At 72.6% G+C, this 21,852-nt stretch carries 24 protein-coding genes; 14 read left to right on the forward strand and 10 right to left on the reverse strand.

The annotated features are described in order from the left end of the window. Nucleotides 1-7 precede the first annotated feature (7 nt). The 6 genes from HHX37_RS11845 to coaA all read right to left on the reverse strand — a co-directional run bounded on the left by HHX37_RS11845 (nt 8) and on the right by coaA (nt 5,417). Nucleotides 8-724: an ABC transporter permease gene (locus HHX37_RS11845; RefSeq protein ID WP_111699880.1), complete on the reverse strand. Its 717-nt coding sequence runs from the start codon at nt 722-724 to the stop codon at nt 8-10. Continuing rightward, entirely contained in the window at nt 721-1,674 is a 954-nt protein-coding gene (locus HHX37_RS11850; protein WP_310737949.1) for an ABC transporter ATP-binding protein, read from the reverse strand. Before HHX37_RS11850 ends, HHX37_RS11845 begins: the two co-directional genes overlap by 4 nt. After that, nucleotides 1,671-2,537 (reverse strand): ABC transporter permease subunit, encoded by an 867-nt coding sequence (locus HHX37_RS11855; protein WP_111699879.1) that lies wholly within the window; start codon nt 2,535-2,537, stop codon nt 1,671-1,673. The genes HHX37_RS11850 and HHX37_RS11855 overlap by 4 nt, the downstream gene beginning before the upstream one ends. Continuing rightward, nucleotides 2,534-3,475, reverse strand: a complete 942-nt coding sequence (locus HHX37_RS11860) for an ABC transporter ATP-binding protein (RefSeq protein ID WP_182885424.1) — start codon at nt 3,473-3,475, stop codon at nt 2,534-2,536. Before HHX37_RS11860 ends, HHX37_RS11855 begins: the two co-directional genes overlap by 4 nt. A 78-nt stretch (nt 3,476-3,553) precedes the next feature. After that, entirely contained in the window at nt 3,554-4,483 is a 930-nt protein-coding gene (locus HHX37_RS11865) for a DUF389 domain-containing protein (RefSeq protein WP_182874074.1), read from the reverse strand. Between the two features lie 10 nt (nt 4,484-4,493). After that, nucleotides 4,494-5,417 carry a type I pantothenate kinase gene (gene coaA / locus HHX37_RS11870; RefSeq protein ID WP_310740339.1) on the reverse strand — a complete coding sequence of 308 codons (924 nt, stop codon included), beginning with the start codon at nt 5,415-5,417 and terminating at the stop codon, nt 4,494-4,496. A gap of 124 nt (nt 5,418-5,541) precedes the next feature. Between coaA and HHX37_RS11875 the strand changes: the two genes are divergently transcribed. Beyond that, nucleotides 5,542-5,892: a holo-ACP synthase gene (locus tag HHX37_RS11875; protein ID WP_111699875.1), complete on the forward strand. Its 351-nt coding sequence runs from the start codon at nt 5,542-5,544 to the stop codon at nt 5,890-5,892. Nucleotides 5,893-6,024: 132 nt separating this feature from the next. Here the strand turns inward: HHX37_RS11875 and HHX37_RS11880 are convergent, their stop codons facing one another. Next, on the reverse strand, nt 6,025-6,522 hold the full coding sequence (locus HHX37_RS11880; RefSeq protein ID WP_182885425.1) for a MarR family winged helix-turn-helix transcriptional regulator: 498 nt from the start codon (nt 6,520-6,522) through the stop codon (nt 6,025-6,027). Between the two features lie 92 nt (nt 6,523-6,614). Between HHX37_RS11880 and HHX37_RS11885 the strand changes: the two genes are divergently transcribed. The 10 genes from HHX37_RS11885 (at nt 6,615) to tsaD (ending at nt 15,739) form a co-directional block, all read left to right on the forward strand. Further along, nucleotides 6,615-7,475 carry a haloalkane dehalogenase gene (locus HHX37_RS11885; protein WP_182885426.1) on the forward strand — a complete coding sequence of 287 codons (861 nt, stop codon included), beginning with the start codon at nt 6,615-6,617 and terminating at the stop codon, nt 7,473-7,475. Nucleotides 7,476-7,611: 136 nt separating this feature from the next. Beyond that, entirely contained in the window at nt 7,612-9,135 is a 1,524-nt protein-coding gene (locus HHX37_RS11890; protein WP_182885427.1) for an NAD(P)H-hydrate dehydratase, read from the forward strand. Nucleotides 9,136-9,187: 52 nt separating this feature from the next. Next, a complete protein-coding gene (gene alr, locus HHX37_RS11895) occupies nt 9,188-10,333 on the forward strand; it encodes an alanine racemase (RefSeq protein ID WP_182885428.1) in 1,146 nt (381 codons plus the stop codon). 25 nt (nt 10,334-10,358) lie between these two features. After that, nucleotides 10,359-11,411, forward strand: a complete 1,053-nt coding sequence (locus HHX37_RS11900) for an alpha/beta fold hydrolase (RefSeq protein ID WP_182879643.1) — start codon at nt 10,359-10,361, stop codon at nt 11,409-11,411. 71 nt (nt 11,412-11,482) lie between these two features. After that, complete coding sequence (gene tsaE, locus HHX37_RS11905) at nt 11,483-11,944, forward strand: tRNA (adenosine(37)-N6)-threonylcarbamoyltransferase complex ATPase subunit type 1 TsaE (protein ID WP_182885661.1); 462 nt, start codon at nt 11,483-11,485, stop codon at nt 11,942-11,944. Nucleotides 11,945-12,181: 237 nt separating this feature from the next. Further along, nucleotides 12,182-12,829 (forward strand): hypothetical protein, encoded by a 648-nt coding sequence (locus tag HHX37_RS11910; RefSeq protein ID WP_182885429.1) that lies wholly within the window; start codon nt 12,182-12,184, stop codon nt 12,827-12,829. Nucleotides 12,830-12,831: 2 nt separating this feature from the next. Then, nucleotides 12,832-13,386 (forward strand): class F sortase, encoded by a 555-nt coding sequence (locus HHX37_RS11915; RefSeq protein WP_111699868.1) that lies wholly within the window; start codon nt 12,832-12,834, stop codon nt 13,384-13,386. A 43-nt stretch (nt 13,387-13,429) separates the two neighbouring features. Then, nucleotides 13,430-14,152 (forward strand): tRNA (adenosine(37)-N6)-threonylcarbamoyltransferase complex dimerization subunit type 1 TsaB, encoded by a 723-nt coding sequence (gene tsaB, locus HHX37_RS11920; RefSeq protein WP_182885430.1) that lies wholly within the window; start codon nt 13,430-13,432, stop codon nt 14,150-14,152. Between the two features lie 19 nt (nt 14,153-14,171). Continuing rightward, a complete protein-coding gene (gene rimI, locus HHX37_RS11925) occupies nt 14,172-14,639 on the forward strand; it encodes a ribosomal protein S18-alanine N-acetyltransferase (protein WP_396699482.1) in 468 nt (155 codons plus the stop codon). 65 nt (nt 14,640-14,704) lie between these two features. Then, nucleotides 14,705-15,739 carry a tRNA (adenosine(37)-N6)-threonylcarbamoyltransferase complex transferase subunit TsaD gene (gene tsaD / locus HHX37_RS11930; RefSeq protein WP_182874065.1) on the forward strand — a complete coding sequence of 345 codons (1,035 nt, stop codon included), beginning with the start codon at nt 14,705-14,707 and terminating at the stop codon, nt 15,737-15,739. Nucleotides 15,740-15,751: 12 nt separating this feature from the next. Here the strand turns inward: tsaD and HHX37_RS11935 are convergent, their stop codons facing one another. The 3 genes from HHX37_RS11935 to HHX37_RS11945 form a co-directional block, all read right to left on the reverse strand. Then, nucleotides 15,752-16,594, reverse strand: a complete 843-nt coding sequence (locus HHX37_RS11935; protein ID WP_182885431.1) for a hypothetical protein — start codon at nt 16,592-16,594, stop codon at nt 15,752-15,754. A gap of 158 nt (nt 16,595-16,752) precedes the next feature. Continuing rightward, nucleotides 16,753-17,952 (reverse strand): class I SAM-dependent methyltransferase, encoded by a 1,200-nt coding sequence (locus HHX37_RS11940; RefSeq protein ID WP_310740340.1) that lies wholly within the window; start codon nt 17,950-17,952, stop codon nt 16,753-16,755. A 33-nt stretch (nt 17,953-17,985) separates the two neighbouring features. Continuing rightward, on the reverse strand, nt 17,986-18,573 hold the full coding sequence (locus HHX37_RS11945) for a MarR family winged helix-turn-helix transcriptional regulator (protein WP_259403293.1): 588 nt from the start codon (nt 18,571-18,573) through the stop codon (nt 17,986-17,988). Between the two features lie 90 nt (nt 18,574-18,663). Between HHX37_RS11945 and HHX37_RS11950 the strand changes: the two genes are divergently transcribed. The 3 genes from HHX37_RS11950 (at nt 18,664) to groL (ending at nt 21,799) form a co-directional block, all read left to right on the forward strand. Continuing rightward, nucleotides 18,664-19,506, forward strand: a complete 843-nt coding sequence (locus HHX37_RS11950) for an NAD-dependent epimerase/dehydratase family protein (RefSeq protein ID WP_182885432.1) — start codon at nt 18,664-18,666, stop codon at nt 19,504-19,506. A 280-nt stretch (nt 19,507-19,786) separates the two neighbouring features. Further along, on the forward strand, nt 19,787-20,101 hold the full coding sequence (groES, locus tag HHX37_RS11955) for a co-chaperone GroES (protein WP_111699864.1): 315 nt from the start codon (nt 19,787-19,789) through the stop codon (nt 20,099-20,101). Between the two features lie 72 nt (nt 20,102-20,173). After that, nucleotides 20,174-21,799 (forward strand): chaperonin GroEL, encoded by a 1,626-nt coding sequence (groL, locus tag HHX37_RS11960; protein ID WP_182879647.1) that lies wholly within the window; start codon nt 20,174-20,176, stop codon nt 21,797-21,799. The last annotated feature ends 53 nt before the right edge of the window (nt 21,800-21,852 follow it).

Here is a 21,852-nt window from a genome sequence, read left to right on the forward strand (position 1 = left end):
CGTGTGGTCAGTCGTCGCCGGTGAGGGAGAGGGAGCGCAGGCGCTGGCCGGTCCACAGGACGGCCCCGACGGTGACGATGACCATGGCCGGTACGGCGAAGCCCAGCGTCACCTCGGTGGAGAAGAAGGCCGAGGAGGAGATCTGGTCGGCGAGCGACTGGGCCCACTGCTGGATGGAGAACTTGCGCGCTCCGGGCACGTAGCCGCCGACGACGCCCTCCCAGACGAGGGCGTAGATCACGCCGATCGCGACCGCGTGCCGGGTGAGCACGCCCAGCAGCAGGAACACCGCCGCGTACGCGACCCCGCCGAACAGCGCCCCGAGCGTGAACCCGGTCGCGACGCCCGACTCCGTGCCGGTCAGGAGGTAGGCGGCGGCGAACGTGGAGACCGCCGCGAAGACCGCGATGAGGGAGGCCGCGACCACGAACTTCGTCACCGCGATCACCGGGCGGGAGATCGGCTTGGACAGCAGGTGGATGATCGTGCCGTCCTCGATCTCGGGGGCGATGACGCCCGTCCCGCCGATCAGACCGAGCAGCGGCAGCATCGTGCCGATCGCGAAGGTCTTCATCAGCGTCACCGCCGTCTGCTCGGACTCGCCGTTCAGGAGCCTGAGCAGCGCGGCGATCGCGACGAGCGCCACCGGCAGCAGCACCAGCAGCCAGATCCGCTTGCGTCCGAGCATGGCCCGGTACGTGATGTCGGCCACCACCGTGTTCATCGGGCGCTCCCGGAGATGAGGTAGGAGAAGACGCTTTCCAGGTCCTCGTCGGTGGGGGAGACCTGCCACAGGTGGACGTCGAGGTCGCGGGCGGTCCGGGGCAGCAGCGCGGTGAAGCGCGCGAAGTCGGTGACCTGCACCTCGATGCCCTGCTCCGTCAGCGATACGGCGCTGGAGGACAGATCGGCGATGAGCGCGGCGGCGAGCCGCCGGTCGTCGCTCGACCTGACCCGGAACCGGTGCGGCCGGTCGGCCATGCGCCGCCGGATCTCCCGGTAGTCCCCCGACGCGGCGTGCCGTCCGGCGACCAGGACCTCGATGTGATGGGCCACCCGCTCGACCTCTTCGAGGATGTGCGAGCTGAAGAGGATCGTCCGGCCCTCCTCGCCCATCCGGCGGACGAGGTCCATCAGGTGGAGCCGCTGCCGCGGGTCCATGCCGTTGAACGGCTCGTCCAGCAGCAGCACCTGCGGGTCGTGGACGAGGGCCGCGGCGACCTTCACGCGCTGCCGCATGCCCTTGGAGTACGTCTCGATGCGGCGGCCGGAGGCGTCCGTCATCTCCACCAGGTCGAGGGCCCGGCGGGCCGCGTCCGCGGGGGACGGCAGGCCGTGCAGCCGGGCCGCCGACAGCACGAACTGCCGGCCGGTGAGGAAGCCGTACACGGCCTCCTTCTCGGGCACCAGGCCGATCTGCCGGTAGATGTCGTGGTTGTGCCAGATCTGTCGGCCGTCGAGGGTCGCCGTGCCGTTCGACGGCGCGAGGAACCCGGCCATCATGTGCAGCAGCGTCGACTTGCCGGCGCCGTTCGGGCCGAGCAGGCCGGTGACCCCGGGGCCGATCGTCATCGTGACGTCGTTGACCGCCACGACGTTGCCGTACCAGCGGGAGACCTGGGCGAGTTCCAGCACGCCCTGGCGGGTGGTCACGGGGGGACTCGTGGTGGTCACGACGCCGCCTTCCGGTAGCGCAGGAGGACGCCCGTCACGGCCAGGGCGATCACGGCCAGCAGGATCAGGCACGAGGCGACGCCCGGGGGATATCCCTCGCCGGTCGCCGGATCGGTGCCGAACAGCGCCGACTGGACGGCGTCGACGAGGAAGAACGGGTTGAGGAGCAGGGCCCAGGGGGCCACGTCGTCCCGGCCGGTCGAGGCGAGCACGGCGTAGAAGAGCCCGGAGACGGCGGCGGTGAACATGTAGAACGCGATCACCACGGCGACCCCGAGGCCGCGGCGCGGGGTGAACGACGCCAGCGCGACGCCCAGGGCGGCCAGCAGCACCGCGCGCAGGACCGTGCCGCCCAGCGCGCCGAGGAAGTCGCCCGTGTGCAGCGGCATCGGCATGTCGATCAGCATCTCGCCGACGAACTCGATCGTGATCGGGAGCGCCATCAGGCAGAACAGCGCGACCGCCAGCGCGGCCAGCTTCGCCACGACGTAGTCGTTCACGGTCAGCGGGCGGGACAGGTACAGCGGCAGCACGCGGAACCGCAGGTCCGGCGCGACCAGGTACGGCGCCTGCGCGGCCAGGAAGACGGCGATCACCGCCTGCATGAAGACGGCGTACTGCGAATAGGGCATGACGAACTGCTTGGCGAGCGCCATCACACCGATCGACACGACCGTCGGCATCAGCATGATCGCGGCCAATAGCAGCGGCATGATCTTGGCGCGGATCGTGCGGCCGAGCCCGAACACGCCGCGCAGGCTCTGCACGCCGAGGGCGAGCGTCGCCCGGCCGCGCCCGAGCCGTACGCCGTCGTAGTGGCGGTATCCGATGTCGTGGATGACCGCCGTCGGCTCGATCGTCATGCCACCGGCTCCTTGGCTGTGGACTCCTTGAAGACGTCCTCGATGCGGCCCCGGCGCTGCTCCAGCCGCAGGAGGCTGAGGCCGAGGTCGCTGACGGCGTCACGGACCGCGTCGTAGGTGCGGCCGGGGTCGTCGGGCGACACCTGCACCGTCAGCAGCCTGCCCTGCACCGCCACCGTCTCGCCGCCGCCCGTGAGGCGGTCGGCCAGTCGCCGCTGGCCCTCCTCGACCTCCACCGCGATCGTCTGCTCGGCCCGGGTGAACTCCCGGATCGCCGAGGAGCGCAGCAGCCGCCCCCCGTCGATGACGATCACGTGGTCGCACACCCGCTCGAGCTCGCCGAGCAGGTGGGAGGTGACCAGGACGCTGATGCCGAACTCGGTGCCAACCCGCCGGATCAGCGCCAGCATGTCGTCGCGGCCCTGCGGGTCGAGCCCGTTGGTGGGCTCGTCGAGGAAGACGAGCCGAGGGTCGTGGACGAGGGCCTGGGCGAGCTTGACGCGCTGCCGCATGCCGGTGGAGTAACCCCCCATCGGGCGGTAGCGCTCCTCGTCCAGCCCGACGTGGCGCAGCGTGTCCGCGGCGCGCTCGCGGGCCGCGGTACGCGGCAGGCCGGACATCTGGGCCATGTGGACCACGAACTCGGTCGCCGAGATGTCCGGGGGCAGGCAGTCGTGCTCGGGCATGTAGCCCACGGTCCGCCGGATCTCCAGGCCCTGGGTGGCCGTGTCCAGGCCCAGCACCGAGGCGCTTCCCGAGGTGGGCGGCACCAGGCCGAGCAGGATCTTGATCAGGGTGGACTTGCCCGCGCCGTTGGCGCCGACCAGGCCGGTCACGCCGGTCCCGGCCGCGACGGTGAGGTGGTCGAGCGCCGTGACGCGGGGGAACCGCTTGGTCAGCCCCTCGGTCGCGAAGCAGGGAGTCGCGCTCGCTGTCATGACTGGCACCCTATCCGGCGGGGTGGCCGCCGGGCCTCCGTCTGATGGAGGAGCCGATCTACGTCTCAGGTATGCCTGTCACGCGCGACTTCCGCCGTACCGGGTCCACAGGCGGCGCTGGAGGAACAGCGTCAGCGTCCCGGCGACGACCATCCCGGCGATGTTGACGACGAGCTGCAGCGCCGACCCGCCGACGTCGTCCCAGCGGCCCAGCGCGAGGGCCGCCGCCATGTAGCCCGCCGCCGGGACGGTGGTGACCGAGATGAAGACGCCGACCAGGGCGGACGACTTGCCCGCGGTGATCGACAGCACGCCGGCGGCCCCGGCGAGCAGCGCCACGATGAACGACCACCGGTCGGGCTTGACGATGAAGTGCACCTCGTCGTTGTGCCGGAGCATGTCCGGGGTGATCATGCCGAGCCCGCGCGAGACCAGCGCGCAGGCCAGGGTGACGGCGGTCGCGACCGCGAAACCGACCGCGAGCGTGCGGACCGCCGCGCCGATGAGCGGCCAGTGGCGGCCGAGCAGGCCGAAGGAGACCGCCGCCACCGCGCCGAACTCCGGGCCGAGGACCATGGCGCCGACGATGAGGATCTGCGAGGGGATGAGCACGCCGATGGCCGCCAGTTGCGTGGCGATGGTGAGGAACGCCAGGAAGGCCCAGGTGATGCGGCTGTCGAGGGCGACCCGCGCCTCGAACTGGTCCCACACCACCGCGTCGTCGCCTTCGCCGGGCGCCCGTTCCTCCGCCTCGACGGCTCCACGGGAGATCGACAGCTCGATCTCCTCCGCCGTGATCGAACCGTCCTCCTCCAGGCCGAGCGCCTTGAGGTCCTCGATGACGGCGTTGGCGGCCTCCCTGGCGACGTCGGCGAGGACCACGTCGCCCTCCGGCCGCCGGGCCGCCTTGGCCAGGACCACCACGTTGGTGACGCCCGGCGCGCGGTCGAGCGCCTCGACGACCCGGTCCGTACGCTCATAAGGGGCGATCACCCGCAGATGCAGCATCGGACGATTATCAGGTACGGCGGAGCCGTACGTGGGTGACCGAGTGGTCGGAGCCCTTGTGGAGGATCAGGCCGGCCCGCTCGCGCGTCGGCGCGATGTTCTCCACCAGGTTGCGCTCGTTGATGTCCCGCCAGACGTTCTCGGCGAACGTGGTCGCCTCCTCGTGCGAGAGCGCCGCGATGTGCCGGAAGTAGGACTTCGGGTCGGCGAAGGCCGTACGGCGCAGTTTGTGGAAGCGCTCGACGTACCAGGTGCGGATGTCCTCCATCCGGGCGTCCACGTAGATGGAGAAGTCGAAGTAGTCGTAGACGGCGAGGGCGTCCGGCGGCGCGGGCTGCAGGACGTTGAGCCCTTCCACGATCAGGATGTCCGGCCGGTCGACGACGTGGGTCGCGCCGGGCACGATGTCGTACTCCAGGTGGCTGTAGACGGGCGCCTCGACCGAGGGACGGCCCGCCTTCACGTCGGCCACGAAGCCCACCAGTGCCCGCCGGTCGTAGCTCTCCGGGAAGCCCTTGCGGTGCATGATGCCGCGCTCCTCCAGCACCTTGTTGGGGTGGAGGAAGCTGTCGGTGGTGATCAGGTCGACGCGGGGGTGCTCGGGCCAGCGGGCGAGCAGCGCGTGCAGCAGCCGCGCCGTGGTCGACTTGCCGACCGCGACGCTGCCCGCGATGCCCAGCACGTACGGCGGGGGCGTCCCGTGTTCGCCGAGGAACGCGCCGACGGCGGCGCCGCGCTGCCGCGAACCGGTGAAGTGCAGGTTGAGCAGCCGGGTGAGCGGCAGGTACACGTCGGTGACCTCGGACAGGTCGATCGGGTCGTGGACGCCGCGCAGCTCCCGCAGCTCCGCCTCGGTGAGCGTGAGCGGCGTGTTCCTGCGCAGGTCACGCCATTGCTCCCGGCTGAGCTCGACGTACGGGTCCCCATCTGCCACGTCGGCAAGCGTAGCCACGGCCGTGCAGCGCGTCCGCGCGGGGTCGTGCACAGGCTGTGGACAAAAATCGATGGATTACTTTCGCGCGTGACGGGGAAGGAATGACGCCCCGTACGCTGGCGGGGTGATCGTGGGCATCGGGGTGGACGTGGTCGACGTCGCGCGTCTGCGCGCGGCGCTGGAGCGCACGCCCGGCCTGCGGCGCCGTCTGTTCACCGAGGCCGAGGCCGTCCTGCCGCCGGAGTCGCTGGCGGCGCGGTTCGCCGCCAAGGAGGCGGTCGCCAAGGCGCTCGGGGGCCCGCCGGGCCTGGGGCACCTCGACGCGGAGGTGGTGCGCGGCGCGCACGGCCGTCCCGAGGTGCGGCTCACCGGCAGGGCCGCCGAGGTGGCGCGCGGCCTCGGCGTGCGCCGGTGGCACGTCTCCCTGTCGCACGACGGCGGCATGGCCGTCGCCTACGTGATCGCCGAGTCCTGAGCGCGAGCCGCGAGGAAGCCAGGCGCACGAAACCCTGGCCGGAAGTCCTAAGCGGTTGTGCCGAGCGGAGGTCCCGAGCGGAGGTCCTGAACAGGAGCCCTGAGCGGGAGCCCGAGGCCTCTCGCGGCGCCGTCACCCGTCCCGGCGTCCGTGGTGGTCCACCAGACGGGCGAGCAGCCCGGCGAGCTGGTCGCGTTCGGGCCGGCTGAGAGGGGCCAGCACCACGTCTTCGAGCTCGGTGATCAGCTCGTCGAGCCGGGCGAAGCGGGCGCGTCCCCGCTCGGTCACCGTGATGACGTTGCGGCGCCGGTCGCCGGGGTCCGGCGCACGCTCCACCAGGCCCCGATCGGTCAGTTCGTTGATGACGGCGACCAGGTCGCTGCGGTAGATGCCGGTGCGGCGGCTCAGTTCGGCCTGGCTGGCCGGGCCGGACTCCTCCAGCGTCGCGAGCACGGCGTAGTGCCACTTGCGGGCGTCGGCGGCGGCGAGCCCTTCGTTGACGAGCCGGTCCGAGTGCGTCGCCGCCAGCGACAGAAGGCGGGTCGGCAGACCCCGCAACCGGGCGGGTCCGGTCCTCCCGTCCATGGGCGGGGCCGTGGGGGAGGCCGGGTCGGGCTCGCTGCTGCTCATGCGGCCATCCTACCGATTGTGTTAGTCCGACTAACGGTTTAATCTGTTCGTGTTACTAACGTTAGTCAGACGAACGAAAGCCGAGGATCTCCATGCCTTCGATCAAGGTGCTCGATTCGGAGATGTACTTCGAGGAGACCGGCAGTGGTGCTCCTGTCGTCTTCCTGCACGGCAACCCCTCCTCGTCCCACCTGTGGCGCGAGGTCCTGCCCCGGATCCGCGCCGGCGCCCGCCTGCTCGCCCCCGACCTCATCGGCATGGGCCGCTCGGGCAAGCCCGCGGTGCCGTACCGGTTCGCGGACCACGCCCGTTACCTCGACGCGTGGTTCGAGCGGCTGGGGCTGGAGGACGTGATCCTCGTCGGGCACGACTGGGGTGGGTCGCTCGCCTTCGACTGGGCGGCCCGCCACCCTGGCCGCGTCCGCGGCGTCGCCTTCTTCGAGACGATCGTGCGGCCGATGTCGTGGAGCGAGCTCGGGGAGGCGCCCCGCGCCCGCGCGGAGACCATCCGCGGCCCCGGGGGCGAGTCGCTGGTGCTCGACCGGAACTTCTTGGTGGAGACCGCCTTCACCGGAGGAGTGCTGACGCCCCTAGGCGCGGAGGACATGCGGCCCTACCTGGAGCCCTATCCCACGCGGGAGAGCCGCCGCCCGCTGCTGGAGTGGGCGCGCTCGATGCCGCTCGACGGCGAGCCGGCCGACGTCGCCGAGCGCGTCGAGAAGTACGGAGGGTGGCTCGCGAGCAGCCACGACGTCCCCAAGCTGCTGCTCACCTTCGACTCCTCCCCGACCCTGCTCATCGGGCCGGAGACGGCCGCGTGGTGTGCGGAGAACATCGCGGGGCTGGAGGTCGAGCACTGCGGCCCGGCCGGCCATCACGCGCCGGAGGACCGGCCCGAGGCCATCGCCGCGGCGATCGGCGCATGGGCCGAGCGGCATGGCCTGACCGTCTGAGAGACCGCCGCCCGTGCGGTGGCGGCCCGTTCTCCTGTCCGTGCCCGCCGTCCCGCTGTCCGTGCCCGCCGTCCCGGGCGTGCGGTGGCTCGCCCGGTGATCGCGATCGGGGTCGCGGGAGGCTACGGTCGGACGCATGCGGACCGCCTACACCTCCGACCAGATCCGGACCGCCGAGACGGCGCTGATGGCGGGGCTCCCCGAGGGGACCCTCATGAGCCGGGCCGCCGCCGGGCTCGCCATGGTCTGCGCCAACCTGCTCCAGGGCGTGCGCGGCCGGGTGTACGGCTCCCACGTGGCGCTGCTGGCCGGCGGCGGGGACAACGGCGGCGACACCCTGTACGCCGGGGCCCGCCTGGCGAGCAGGGGAGCCCGGGTGGAGGCCGTGCTGGCCGGCTCACGCGCCCACGAGGGCGGCCTCGCCGCGCTGCTCGCGGCCGGCGGCCGGGCGCGCCCCTTCGACGCCGCGCGGGCCGGTGACCTGCTCGCGCGGGCCGACGTCGTGCTCGACGGCCTCGTCGGCATCGGGGGCGGCGGGGCGCTGCGGGAGCCGTACGGCACGCTCGCCGAGCTGACCGCCGGGGCCGCCGGTCTCGTCGTGGCGGTCGACGTGCCGAGCGGGGTGGACGCGAGCAGCGGACGGGTCGAGGGACCGGCGGTCCGCGCACACCTGACGGTGACGTTCGGGGCCTACAAGGCCGGTCTGCTCGTCGATCCGGGTGCCTCCCACGCGGGATCGGTCGAGCTCGTGGACATCGGCCTCGGGCCGCACCTGCCGGACCCCGAGGTGGCCGCGCCGACCGCCGACGACGTGGCCGGTCTGCTGCCCCGGCCGGGCGCGGAGAGCGACAAGTACCGCCGAGGGGTCGTCGGGATCGCCGCGGGCAGCGACACGTACACGGGAGCCGCCGTGCTCTCGGCCGGCGGCGCGGTGCGCGCCGGCGCGGGCATGGTCCGCTTCGCGAGCACGGCCGAGCCGGTGCGGCTGGTCCGGGCCCGCTGGCCCGAGGCGGTCACGACCGTGCTGGACCCCTCGGCGCCGGAGGGCCTGCTGGACGAGGTGGGCAGGGTGCAGGCGTGGGTGCTCGGGCCCGGGCTCGGCACCGGCCCTGAGGCGCACGCCGTGGCCCGCGCCGTGCTCGCGGCCGACGTGCCGGTGCTGGTGGACGCCGACGGGCTCACGCTGGTCGCCAAGGACCGGACGCTGCTGCGCAGGACCGCCCCCACGGTGCTGACGCCGCACGCCGGCGAGCTGTCGCGGCTGCTCGGCGTGCCGAGGGAGCGCATCGAGGCCGCGCGGCTCGACCACGTGCGGCGGGCCGCCGCGGAGCTGGGGGCGACGGTGCTGCTGAAGGGCTCCACCACCCTCGTCGCGGAGGAGCACCGGCCGGTGCGGGTCAACACCACCGGGACGCCCTGGCTCGCCACAGGCGGCACCGGCGACGTCCTGTCCGGGATCACGGGCGCCCTGCTCGCCGCCGGCCTGTCCGGATACGACGCGGCCTCGTGCGCCGCGTACGTCCACGGCCTGGCCGCGCGCATCGCCGCCAGGGGCGGCGCCGCGGGCGGATACGGCGGAGGCGACGGGAGGCGCGGGGAGGCTCCGATCGCCGCCCTCGACGTCGCCGAGGCGATCCCCGAGGCCCTGCGCATGCTCTGACGTGCGGTGTCCATCGGCGCATCCACCCGGGTCCACCTGACACACTGGGAAAATGAGCTTCTCGACGGCGGGTGCGGCCACCCCGGCTGAGGCACGGGTCGATCTGTCCGCGATCAGGCACAACGTGCGGCTGCTGGCCGAGCGTGCGGGCGGCGCCGAGATGATGGCCGTGGTCAAGGCCGACGCGTACGGGCACGGCCTGGTGCCGGTCGCGAAGGCGTGCCTGGAGGCGGGCGCGGCCCGGCTCGGCACCGCCTTCGTGCGCGAGGCGCTGGCGCTGCGCGAGGCGGGGATCACGGCGCCGGTCATGTCGTGGCTCATCACACCGGGCGAGCCGCTGGACGCGGCGCTGCTCGCGGACGTCGACCTGTCCGCCGGCGCCCCCTGGGTCGTGGACGAGATCGTCGCGGCCGCCCGCCGGACGGGGCGCACCGCCCGGGTGCACCTGAAGATCGACACCGGCATCTCCCGGGGCGGCGCCACCGTCGCCGACTGGCCGTGGCTGGTCGAGCACGCCCTCGCCGCGCGGGCGAGCGGCGCCGTCGAGATCGCGGGCGTCTGGTCGCACCTCGCGTGCGCCGACATCCCCGGCCATCCCTCCGTCGACGCCCAGCTCGCCGCGTTCGACGAGGCGCTCGCCGTCGCGGACAAGGCCGGGGTGCCGGGCGACGCCGTCCGGCACATCGCCAACTCCGCCGCGGCCGTCACGCTGCCGCAGGCGAGGTACGACATGGTCCGCCCCGGCATCGCGATCTACGGGCTGAGCCCGATCCCCGAGCTGGGCGACTTCGGGCTCCGGCCCGCGATGACCCTCACGGCCAGGCTCGCGAGCGTGAAGCGGGTCACCCCCGGGACGGGCGTGTCGTACGGGCACCTGTACGTCACCGACCGGTGGACCACGCTTGGCCTCGTTCCTCTCGGGTATGCGGACGGCATCCTGCGAAACGGGACCAACCGGGCGGAGGTACTCGCGGCGGGCCGGCGGCGGCGAATCGCCGGCCGGGTGTGCATGGACCAGTTCGTCATCGACCTCGGCGACGACGCGGCGGAATCGGGGGACGAAGTGATCCTTTTCGGCCCCGGCGACGACGGCGAGCCGACTTGTCAGGAGTGGGCGGATTCCCTGGGCACGATTACTCATGAGATCGTGACGAGGATCGGATCCCGCGTGCCTCGCGTCCACACGGACGGACGCTGAGCATGCGGCTGCGAGGAGGGCAGGCATGAGCACACGTCGCAAGGTCGGGATCGCCGGCGCGGTCTTCGGCGCGGCGTCGGCGGGGGTGGCGGCGGCCACGCTCGCCAAGAGGTACGCCGTGGGCCGCATCCGCCTACGGCCCGACCTGGAGGCGGGCGAGCCCTTCGGCGAGCTGCGCGGACGGCCGGTGACGCTCACCACCTCCGACGGCGTCCAGATCCACGCCGAGATCGACGGTGTGGAGGACGCACCGCTGACCGTGGTGCTGTGCCACGGCTACTGCCTGTCCTCCGACTCCTGGCACTACCAGCGGCGCGTCCTGCGCGACTCCTACCGCCTGGTGATGTGGGACCAGCGCTGCCACGGGCTGTCGGCCCGCGCGCCCGCGAGCGACTGCACGATCGAGCGGCTCGGCGAGGACCTCGCGCTGGTGCTCGACGAGCTCGTCCCCGGGCCCTGCGTGGTGGTCGGCCACTCGATGGGCGGCATGACGATCATGGCCTTGGCGGAGCGGCAGCCGGAGCTGTTCGGCGACAAGATCCGCGGTGTGTCGCTGATCGCGACCTCGGCCGGCAAGCTCGCCGAGCTCACCCTGGGCCTGCCCGCCCTGGTCTCCAAGATGGTCAACCTCGCGGTGCCGCCCGCCGTCTCGGTCATGCGCCGGAGCGGCGCGCTCGTCGACCGCGGCCGGCAGGCCGGCACCGACCTGTCGTTCCTCGCGCTGCGCCACCTCGCGTTCGGCGACTCCAGGAGCGTCAGCCCGACCGTCGTGGACTTCGTCGAGTCGATGATCCGGGCCACGCCCTCCGAGGTGATCGCGGACTTCTATCCGGCGCTCATGTCGCACGACAAGCTGACCGCGCTCGACGTGCTGAACAAGGTGCCGACCGCCATAATCGTCGGTGACCGCGACTGGCTGACGCCGCTCGACCACAGCAGGGCGATCGCGGCCGCCGTGCCGACCGCGCAGCTCACCACGGTGCCGGAGACCTCGCATCTCGTGCAGCTCGAACGGCCCGACGCCGTGAACGAGGCGCTGCGCGAGCTGCTGAAGCGAGCAGAGAGGGGGAACGCGTGACCACGGGTGAGTCCCGGGCCGACGAGGTCCGGACCGCTGGGTCCGGGGCCGCTGGATTCCGGGCCGATGGGATCCGGCCCGCCGAGTTCCGGGCCGTGACCGCCGAGGAGACGCGGACGCTGGGCGCGCGGCTGTCCGCGCTGCTCGGGCCGGGAGACCTGGTCGTGCTGAGCGGGCCGCTCGGCGCGGGGAAGACCACCCTGGTGCAGGGCCTCGCGGAGGGCCTCAAGGTGCGCGGGCCGATCACCTCGCCCACCTTCGTGATCGCCAGGGTCCACCCGTCCCTGTCGGGCGGGCCGGCGCTGGTGCACGTGGACGCCTACCGGCTCGGCGGCTTCCCCGAGGTGGACGACCTCGATCTCGACGCCTCGCTGGAGGAGTCGGTCACCGTGGTCGAGTGGGGCGAGGGCCTGGTCGAGGGGTTGTCGGAGGACCGCCTGGAGGTCCACATCGAGCGCGGCGACGAGGGCGAGGAGCGGCTCGTACGGCTGTCCGGCGTGGGCCCGCGGTGGTCCGCCGTCTCCCTCGCCTGAGCCGCCTCCGCCGAGCGCGGCCGTTCTCGCCACAAACGACCGCAACCCAGACTCTGACGTGCGACAAGGACGCCCGGGGACAAGCCGGGCGTCGCCCGTGCACGATTCAGACCGGTCCGCCGCGCAGTCCTTGACGCCCGTCCGCGATCCTGTGGATCATCGGGGCGACGGAAGATCCTCGGTCATGAATCGGTCAGGATTTTCTGGGTAAGGGACCTGGGTGGAAGAGGTGTGCCGTTGAGCAGGGTCACGCAGGTCGCCGTCGCGGGAGCCCTCATGGTCGGGGCGATGGGCTGCACCGCGCAGGCCTCGGTGCAGGCCGAACCGACCATGACGCTGACCCCGGCCCTGCCGACGCCGCTCGTCTCGATCGCGCGGCAGGACGTCCGGGTGACGATCGAGCCGAAGCGGATCACCGGAGGCGCGACCAGGAGCGTCCGCGTCACCGCCCGCTGCCCTCTGTCGGAGGGCGGTCCCGAATACCGCGCGACCGCGCGTTCCGACGCGTTCACGGGGCTCGTCACGCTGGTGCCGCCGCCGGCGAAGTCCGGCACCCCGGCCTCGGCCACCGCCATGCCGCTGGTGACCGGCAGCGCCACCGTACGGTCCGGCGCGAAGCCGGGCGGCTACCGCGTGCAGGTCCGCTGCGAGGCCACCAACGACGTCGGCGAGGCGTCGTTCCGGATCGTCGCGCCGCAGGATGAGCCCGACCGCACCGAGGACCACACGAGGATTCCCACCAGGGCCCCGCACGCGGGCGGCGGCGGCACGGCCGCCGGAGGCCCCGAGGACGCGTCCGGCCCGCCGGTGGGCGTCACCGTCGTCGTGCTGCTGGCCGCGCTCGGCGTCGGCGTCGGGGTGGCCCGCAGGCGCTCCGGAGCCTGACGTTGGCGCTGTCCACCCGGGGGGTGATCGTCGCCGGGGTGGTCACCGGGCTCGTCTTCGCCGTGATCACCGGGGGCGGGGACACGGGCGACCAGGCGGAGGTCAGGACCTCCGTCGTCCCCAAGCGGATCGACATCCCGGCGCTGCGCCTCAAGGCGCCGCTGATGAAGCTCGGCCTCTCCGACGAGGGCGACGTGGAGCTGCCGCCGTTCGACAAGCCGGCCACGGCGGGCTGGTACACCGGCAGCGCCGTGCCGGGCGACCCCGGCGCCTCCGTGATCATCGGCCATGTGGACACCAAGACCGCTCCCGCCGTCTTCTACCGCCTGCGCGACCTGCGTGAGGGCGCGGTCGTCAAGGTGGTGCGCAGCGACGGCAAGACCGCCTCCTACCGCGTGGACTCCGTGGAGCGCGTGCCCAAGAACGACTTCCCGGCCGAGCGCGTCTACACCGAGGACGGCCTGCGCCTGATCACCTGCGGCGGCGACTTCGACTGGAAACAGCACGAGTACCGCGACAACGTCATCGTCTACGCCTCCCTGGTCCGCTCCGCCTGACGGGTGTCCGGGCGCCTGCGCAGAGCGACTACGCTTGACCTTCGTGCTTGTCTTGGCCTTCGACACCGCCACTCCCGCCGTCACCGCCGCGCTGCACGACGGCGAGCGAGTGGTGGCAGAGTCGACGACGATCGACGCGCGGCGGCACGGGGAGCTTCTCGCGCCCGCCGTCGAGCAGGTCCTGAGTGAGTCAGGGGCGACGCTCAGGGACGTCACCGCCATCGTCGCGGGGACCGGGCCCGGGCCGTACACCGGCCTGCGGGTCGGCCTGATGACGGCGACGGCGCTGGCGCTGACCGCGGGCGTTCCGGCGTTCGGGGTGTGCACGCTCGACGCCCTCGCGTACGCCGTGGAGGAGAGCGGGCCCTTCCTGGTCGCGACCGACGCGCGCCGCAAGGAGGTCTTCTGGGCCCGGTACGGCGACCCGCGCACGCGGCTCGGCGGGCCGCGCGTGGACCGGCCGCACGACCTGCCCGGCGAACTGCCGGTGATCGGCGCGGGCGGCGCCATGTACGCGGACGTCATCGGCGCCGACCGGACACGCGGTCCGCTGCACCCGTCGGCCGGAGCGCTCGCGGCCCTGGCGGCCGGGCGCCTCGCCACGCTGAGCGAGGAGGAGGCGGCCGAGATCGCCCGCGTGCCCGAGGGGCGCGTCGACTCCGTCGAGAAGGCGCGGGAGCTCTCCGTGCTCGGCCCGCCGCGGCCCATCTACCTCCGGCGTCCCGACGCGCAGGTGCCCGGCGCGCCGAAGCGGGTGACGGCGTGACCCGCGCCGGGAGAACGCCGTGAGGCAGGCGGAGGCCGTCCTGCGTCAGATGACCGCCGAGGACCTGCCCGCCGTCATGGAGATCGAGCGGACCACGTTCCCGGCGGACGCCTGGAGCGAGGCCATGATGCGGGGCGAGCTGCGCGACCAGCCGCGCACCCGGCACTACCTCGTCGCCGAGGTGGACGGGCGCGTCGTGGGGTACGCCGGGCTCGCGGTGGCGGCCGACCAGGCGGACGTGCAGACGATCGCCGTCCTCGCCGCGCACCGCCGCGCCGGCGTCGGCGCCGCGCTGATGGACGGGCTGCTCGCCGAGGCGGCGCGGCGTGGCGCGACCTCGGTGTTCCTTGAGGTGCGGGCGGACAACCCCCCGGCACAGGCGATGTACGAGCGGTTCGGCTTCCGCCGCCTCGGCCTGCGAAGGCGCTACTACGAGGACGGAACGGACGCCATCACGATGACGAAGGACCTTGCGACCAGCGAGTGATCCGGCGAGGCGCGCCGGTGTCCGGACTGCGGAGCGGGCGGGGAAAAATAAAGGGAGCGGTCATTATGGGGCGCGACGAGCCGATCGTGCTGGGGATCGAGACGTCCTGCGACGAGACGGGCGTGGGCATCGTCCGCGGCCACACGCTGCTGGCCAACACCATCGCCTCCAGCATGGACGAACACGCCCGGTTCGGCGGGGTGGTGCCCGAGGTGGCCTCACGGGCGCACCTGGAGGCGATGACGCCGACGGTCGAGAGCGCGCTGGCCGCCGCCGGGCTGCGGTTCTCCGACATCGACGCGGTCGCCGTGACGGCGGGCCCGGGTCTCGCGGGGGCGCTGCTGGTCGGCGTGGCCGCCGCCAAGGCGTACGCGCTGGGCCTCGGCGTCCCGCTCTACGGGGTGAACCACCTCGCCGCGCACGTCGCCGTCGACCAGCTCGAACACGGACCGCTGCCCAAGCCCGCGATCGCGCTGCTGGTGTCGGGCGGGCACTCCTCGCTGCTCCTCGTGCCGGACGTCGCGCAGGACGTGATCTCGCTCGGCTCGACCGTGGACGACGCGGCGGGCGAGGCGTTCGACAAGGTGGCCCGGGTGCTGGGACTGCCGTTCCCCGGCGGGCCGTACATCGACCGGGCGGCCCGCGAGGGCTCGGGCTCGGCGATGGCCTTCCCGCGTGGCAAGTACGACGACGGCACGCTCGACTTCTCCTTCTCCGGCCTGAAGACGGCCGTCGCCCGGTGGGTCGAGGCCCGCGAGGCGTCGGGCGAGCCGGTGCCGGTGGCCGACGTCGCCGCGTCCTTCCAGGAGGCGGTCGTGGACGTGCTCACCCGTAAGGCGCTGCAGGCGTGTGCCCGCTACGACGTGAAGGACCTGCTGATCGGGGGTGGCGTGGCGGCCAACTCGCGGCTGCGGGCGCTGGCCCAGGAGCGCTGCGACGCGGCGGGGGTGCGCCTGCGGGTGCCGCGGCCGGGCCTGTGCACGGACAACGGCGCGATGGTGGCGGCGCTCGGCGCCGACCTGGTCGCGGCCGGAGCCTCGCCCTCGACGCTGCGGATCCCGGCCGACTCGTCCCTCCCGATCACCGTCGTCCACGTCTGAGAGACGGCGGGGTCAGTCGGTGCGGTCGCGGGTGTGACCGTGGGCGGGGCCGTGAGCAGAGCTGTGAGCGGGGCGTAGCAGGACCTCCGCGAGCGCCAGCATGGTCTCCTCCAGCGCGGCCAGCCGGCGGGCCACGTCGCCGTGTGCGGGCTCCATGGCGCGGGTGACCGCGTCCGAGACGGTCTCGGCGATCTGCTCGCGGTCGGGCCTGCTCCGCACCGCCTCCGCGAGCGGCGCCACCGCCCCCGCCGTGAGGGTGAGGTCGGCGTTCATGCCCGCCAGGGTCGTGCTCGTCTCGTCCACGCCCGCCGCGACGTCTCCCACTCCGGCGCTCAGCCCGGCCACGGTGGCGGTCACGCCGTCCAGCCGCTCGATCACCACGGCCTCCAGCCGTTCGGTCCGCTCGGTGAGCGAGGTGAGGGCCTTGTCGAGCCGGGTGAAGCGCCCGGCGGCCGCCTCCATGCCGCCCTGGAACTTGCCGAGCCGGTGCGCGAACTCCGTCATCCGGTCGGCCAGCCCCTGCGTCCGGCCACCGGCCTCCTCCACGTGGCCGCGCAGCAGTTCCACGTGCCGGGCGAGACCTTCGGCCCAGGCCGGCGGCCGGGCCGCCAGGTCGTCGAGCCGTTGCGTGATCGCCTCCAGCGCCGCGCCGAGGCCGCCGAGCTCACGCTCACGCACCTCGCGGAGCAGCCATTCCATGCCCTCAAGCCGCTGGCGGATGTCGTCGAGCGCGGCGCCCTGCGTCCGCTGCTCGTAGACGTGGTCCTGGGCCGCCCGGGCGAGCAGTTCGCGCATCCGGTCGGAGATGGCGGTCTGGCTGCCCGCCTGGAGGAGGTTGTGGCTGGAATGCTCCACCGAGAATGCTCCTTCAGCTCGCCGAAACGTGGGTTCGGCCCGGTCTCGCGCAGACGAACGAGCAGGCGGCACTGCCCGACGGCCAACTTTAGGCCCTGACCCGCAGCCGTCAGGCGTGGACTGAGAAAGGCGATGATTGCCGGTGAATTGCCGGGAGTTCAGCCTTTCTGGCTGGTCACAGGCTGACAAAGCAGCGCGAAGGGCCGGTCCTCGATCCGGGTGAGCACTATCACCACGGACTCGTTCCCGGACAGCCGCAGGTCCTTCCGCAGGCGTTCGACGTCGACCGCGGATCCGCGTTTCTTGATCGTCGCCGTGCCGACGCCCCGCTCGCGCAGCGCGGCGCGCAGCCGTTTGAGCGAGAACGGCATCACGTCGGTGACCTCGTAACACGCCGCCCATGGCGTGGGCACGAGGCGATCGCCGGTGATGTAGGCGATGCGCGGATCGACGAGGTGGCCCGACACGAGGGCCGCCACCTCGGCGACCAGGTGCGCCCGTACGGCGGCGCCGTCGGGCTCGTAGAGATACCGGCTCACCGGCCCGGTCTCCGCCTCCGCGCCCGAGGCCGTGAGCGTGGCGCCGGAGGGCAGCAGGGTGGCGCGGCGGCCGCCCGTGCCCATCCCGGTCCAGATGGCCGCCTCCTTCACCTCGCCCCGGTACGACACCCATTCGGCCTCGGCGCCCTCCGGGATGAACTCGTACGGAATGCCGGGGGCCGTCTTCAGGCAGGCGGCGCGAGCCCGGGCGACGAGGTCGAGCACCACCGGCCACGCGGGGGAGTAGGCCATCGGGTCGAACGTCCGTCCTCTCGCCCCCCTCCTGGCCGGGTCGGCGAACAGCAGGTCGTACCCCGCCGGGCCGGCCGCCGCGGCGTCCGCCGTACGCAAGGTCACCAGGGAGGACAGGCCGAGCGCCGCCACGTTGGCACGGGCGATCTCCACGGTCAGCGGGTCGAGGTCCAGCGCGTCCACCCCGCATCCCGCGCGGGCCAGCGCGAGCAGGTCGCCGCCGATGCCGCAGCAGACGTCGAGCACGCCCGGCCCCACTCCGGCCGCGCCGATCCCGGCGGCGCCGATCCTGGCGGCGCGGTGGGCGGCGACCTCGGGCCGCGTGGCCTGCTCGAGTCCGTGCGGGGTGAAGTACATGACGGCGGCGTCGGCGCCGAACTTCGCCTCGGCACGCCGCCGCAGCGACGCCTGGGTGAGCGCCGCGGCGGTGAGCTCGGGGGAGTGGGATCGGCGCAGCGCGCTCGCGGCCGCCACCGGGTCCGCGCCGTCGGCGAGGATTCTCACGGCGTCGTCCAGGGCCCCGCGTCCGGCGGGGGCGAGCAGCATGCGGAAGGCTTCCAGGTCCACGCTCGCGACGCTATCGCCCGCGGCCGGTGCTCATCAGCAGGTGCGTACGTCGCCGAGGGAGGCGAGCAGCTTGCAGAGCAGGCCGGACAGTTGCTCCCGGTCCTCCGGAGTGAGACCGGCGAGCAGCCGGTCCTCGTTGGCCACGTGGCCCTCCAGCAACTCGTCGACCATCGCGTGGCCCCGGTCCGTGAGGGTGATCAGGACCATGCGGCGGTTCGACGGCGAGACCTCCCGATGCACCAGGCCCTTGGCGGTGAGGCGGTCCACCCGGTTGGTGAGGGCCGCCGAGCTCACCATCGCGGCTGCGGCGAGGTCGCCCATGCAGAGCCGGTGCTCGAAGTTGGCGCGGAAAAGGGTGGCGAGCACGTCGAACTCCCACGGCTCCAGGTCGTACCGGGCGAAGTGCTCCTTGACGCCCTTCTCCAGCAGGCGGGACGCCCGGGAGATCCGCCCGGCGACGCCCATCGCCGAACAGTCCACGTCCGGACGCACCCGGGCCCAGCCGCTGAGGATCTGGTCGACGGCGTCGTTCACAGTGTCGTTCCTGGTGGTGCCGTTCATGAGGTTGTCGTCCATGATGCGCGCGGCCGAAGGTCCACCCGCCGCTCCTCCTCGTCTCATCGTAACGCTTACTTCGACGTTGAAATGTCGACCCCTCCTAAGCTAACCTCCGATCGAAAAGTCAGACGTCGAAATTTTAGAGGTGAAACGATGAAGGTTCTGGTTCTCGGCGCGACGGGGTACATCGGGTCGGCGCTCGCGGAGCGACTCTCCGAGCACGGGCACGACGTGGTGGCGCTGGTCCGGCCGAAGCCGCGCGAGGCCGCCCTGCCCGGCGAGGTGCGCCACGGCGACCTCCATGAGCCCGAGACGCTCGCGAAGGCGGTGACCTCCGACATCGACGTCGTCGTCCACGCCGCGAACCCCGTCGGGGACGAGGCGGTGGACGTCGCCGCGATCGAGGCGCTGGCCGGCGGCGGCGCGCGACTGGTCTACATCAGCGGCGTGTGGGTGCTCGGCGCCACCACCGAGGCGGCGGACGAGAACGCCCCGGTGGACCCGATCGCCCTGTCCGGCTACCGGCCGCGGGTGGAGAGGCTCGTGCTTGACGGGGGCGGAGTCGTCGTCCGGCCCGGCGTCGTCTACGGCCGGGGCGCGGGAATCCCCGCCCTGCTCGCCGCCCCCGGCGGGGAGGACGGCAGGTACGTCCACGCGGGCGGCCCGGCGCCGACCTGGTCGACCGTGCACGTGGACGACCTGGCGGACCTGATCGTGCTCGCGATCGAGAAGGCCGCGCCGGGCAGCCTCTTCCACGCGGTCGCCGAGGAGGCGGTGAGCGTCGCCGACGCCGCCGCGGCCGCCGGCCGCAGCGGGAAGGCCGTGCCGTGGCCGATCGACGAGGCGAGCGAGGTGCTCGGCCGCCCGTTCGCCGAGGGCCTCGCCCTGAGCCAGGTGGTGAGCGGCGACCTCGCGAGGAAGGACCTCGGCTGGAGCCCCAGCAGGCCCGGCCTCGTCGACGAAGTCCGCTCCGGTTCGTACGCCACCCGCGCCTGACCGGCCCGCGGGCCGGAGTCGCCACCGTAGGGCCCGGGAGTCGCGGTGGTGACGCGCAGGCGGCGGAGGGCTGAACGGGGGCTCTCGGACGCGTTGCCGGGAGGTGGGTCTGACCTGCGGGGCGGGTTCGTGTTGACTGTCACGCGCCACTTGCATACTGTTTCGTGTTGGCACTCTGCCATTGAGAGTGCCAACAGCGACGAGACAGGTCTGACACCCGCGACGGCAGGCCGCTGGTCGCCTCTTCAGCTCATTCATCGCAATCTGAAGGGGAGGTCCGATCGTGACGACCGCCACCAAGGTTCCCGTTAAGCCGCTCGGCGACCGCATCGTGGTCCAGCCGCTTGAGGCCGAGCAGACCACCGCCTCCGGCCTGGTCATCCCGGACACCGCCAAGGAGAAGCCGCAGGAGGGCCGCGTGCTCGCCGTGGGCCCGGGCAACTGGGACGAGGACGGCGAGAAGCGCATTCCGCTCGACGTCAAGGAGGGCGACGTCGTCCTCTACAGCAAGTACGGCGGCACCGAGGTCAAGTACGGCGGCGAGGAGTACCTGGTGCTCTCGGCTCGCGACGTGCTCGCCATCATCGAGAAGTAGTAGGCCGCGCAAGCCATGAGGAGCCCCGGGTCCACGTACCCGGGGCTCCGACGTGCTCACAAGGAGACCTGAATGCCGAAGATCCTGGAGTTCGAAGAGGACGCGCGGCGCGCTCTCGAGCGTGGTGTGAACGCTCTCGCCGACGCCGTCAAGGTGACCCTCGGCCCGCGCGGCCGCAACGTCGTCATCGACAAGAAGTTCGGTGCCCCGACGATCACGAACGACGGTGTCACCATCGCTCGCGAGGTCGAGCTGGAGAAGCCGTACGAGAACCTGGGCGCCCAGCTCGCCAAGGAGGTGGCGACCAAGACCAACGACATCGCGGGTGACGGCACCACCACCGCGACCGTCCTGGCCCAGGCCATGGTCCGCGAGGGCCTGCGCAACGTGGCGGCCGGCGCGCAGCCGCTGTCGCTCAAGCGCGGCATCGACAAGGCCGCGCAGGCCGTCAGCGAGCGGCTGCTCGGCAGCGCCCGCCACGTCGAGGACAAGAAGGAGATCGCCAACGTCGCGACGATCTCCGCGCAGGACGCGAAGATCGGCGGCCTGATCGCCGAGGCCTTCGACAAGGTGGGCAAGGACGGTGTCATCACCGTCGAGGAGTCCAACGCGATGGGCCTGGAGCTGGAGTTCACCGAGGGTCTCCAGTTCGACAAGGGCTACCTGTCGCACTACATGGTCACCGACCCCGAGCGCATGGAGTCGGTGCTCGAGGAGCCGTACGTCCTGATCCACCAGGGCAAGATCTCCTCCATCGCGGACTTCCTCCCGCTGCTGGAGAAGGTCGCCCAGACCAAGCGGCAGCTTCTGGTCATCGCCGAGGACGTCGAGGGCGAGGCCCTGGCCGTCCTGGTGACCAACAAGATCCGCGGCACCTTCACCTCCGTCGCCGTCAAGGCTCCGGGCTTCGGCGACCGCCGCAAGGCCATGCTGCAGGACATCGCCACCCTCACGGGCGGCCAGGTCGTCAGCGAGGAGATCGGCCTGAAGCTGGAGCACGTGGGCCTGGAGGTCCTCGGCACGGCCCGCCGCGTCGTGGTCAACAAGGACACCACCACGGTCGTCGACGGCGCCGGTGACGCCCAGGCGATCGAGGACCGCATCCGCGAGATCAAGATCGCGATCGAGCAGTCCGACTCCGACTGGGACCGCGAGAAGCTCCAGGAGCGCCTCGCCAAGCTCGCCGGCGGTGTCTGCGTGCTGCGTGTCGGCGCCGCGACCGAGGTGGAGCTGAAGGAGAAGAAGCACCGCCTTGAGGACGCGATCTCCGCGACCCGCGCCGCGATCGAGGAGGGCATCGTCTCCGGTGGCGGCTCCGCGCTCGTGCACGTGTCCAAGGAGCTCGACAACCTCGGCCTGACCGGCGACGAGGCCACCGGCGTCTCGATCGTCCGCAAGGCCCTGGTCGAGCCGGCGCGCTGGATCGCCGAGAACGCGGGCCTGGAGGGGTACGTCGTCACGACGAAGATCGCCGCGCTGAACGCCGGCGAGGGTCTGAACGCCGCCACCGGCGAGTACGGCGACCTGGTGGCCCAGGGCGTCATCGACCCCGTCAAGGTGACCCGCTCGGCCGTGCAGAACGCCGCGTCCATCGCCGGCATGCTGCTGACCACCGAGGCCCTCGTCGTGGACAAGCCCGAGGAGGAGGCTCCGGCCGCCGGCGGCGGCCACGGTCACGGCCACGGTCACGGCCACTGATCGACGGCCTGATCGACGGTCGCTGATCGAAGGCGATCGATCGGGAGCCGCTC

Origin of the sequence: Microbispora sp. H10885 (assembly GCF_014161415.1) — a bacterium.
Lineage (GTDB): Bacteria > Actinomycetota > Actinomycetes > Streptosporangiales > Streptosporangiaceae > Microbispora > Microbispora triticiradicis.

Excerpts from the sequence above, each read along its gene's own strand:
- HHX37_RS11845 (WP_111699880.1), bottom strand. The coding sequence starts at position 724 with ATGAACACGGTGGTGGCCGACATCACGTACCGGGCCATGCTCGGACGC.
- HHX37_RS11855 (WP_111699879.1), bottom strand. The coding sequence starts at position 2,537 with ATGACGATCGAGCCGACGGCGGTCATCCACGACATCGGATACCGCCAC.
- HHX37_RS11860 (WP_182885424.1), bottom strand. The coding sequence starts at position 3,475 with ATGACAGCGAGCGCGACTCCCTGCTTCGCGACCGAGGGGCTGACCAAG.
- HHX37_RS11865 (WP_182874074.1), bottom strand. The coding sequence starts at position 4,483 with ATGCTGCATCTGCGGGTGATCGCCCCTTATGAGCGTACGGACCGGGTC.
- HHX37_RS11880 (WP_182885425.1), bottom strand. The coding sequence starts at position 6,522 with ATGAGCAGCAGCGAGCCCGACCCGGCCTCCCCCACGGCCCCGCCCATG.
- HHX37_RS11885 (WP_182885426.1), top strand. The coding sequence starts at position 6,615 with ATGCCTTCGATCAAGGTGCTCGATTCGGAGATGTACTTCGAGGAGACC.
- HHX37_RS11890 (WP_182885427.1), top strand. The coding sequence starts at position 7,612 with ATGCGGACCGCCTACACCTCCGACCAGATCCGGACCGCCGAGACGGCG.
- alr (WP_182885428.1), top strand. The coding sequence starts at position 9,188 with ATGAGCTTCTCGACGGCGGGTGCGGCCACCCCGGCTGAGGCACGGGTC.
- HHX37_RS11900 (WP_182879643.1), top strand. The coding sequence starts at position 10,359 with ATGAGCACACGTCGCAAGGTCGGGATCGCCGGCGCGGTCTTCGGCGCG.
- tsaD (WP_182874065.1), top strand. The coding sequence starts at position 14,705 with ATGGGGCGCGACGAGCCGATCGTGCTGGGGATCGAGACGTCCTGCGAC.
- HHX37_RS11945 (WP_259403293.1), bottom strand. The coding sequence starts at position 18,573 with ATGAGACGAGGAGGAGCGGCGGGTGGACCTTCGGCCGCGCGCATCATG.
- HHX37_RS11950 (WP_182885432.1), top strand. The coding sequence starts at position 18,664 with ATGAAGGTTCTGGTTCTCGGCGCGACGGGGTACATCGGGTCGGCGCTC.
- groL (WP_182879647.1), top strand. The coding sequence starts at position 20,174 with ATGCCGAAGATCCTGGAGTTCGAAGAGGACGCGCGGCGCGCTCTCGAG.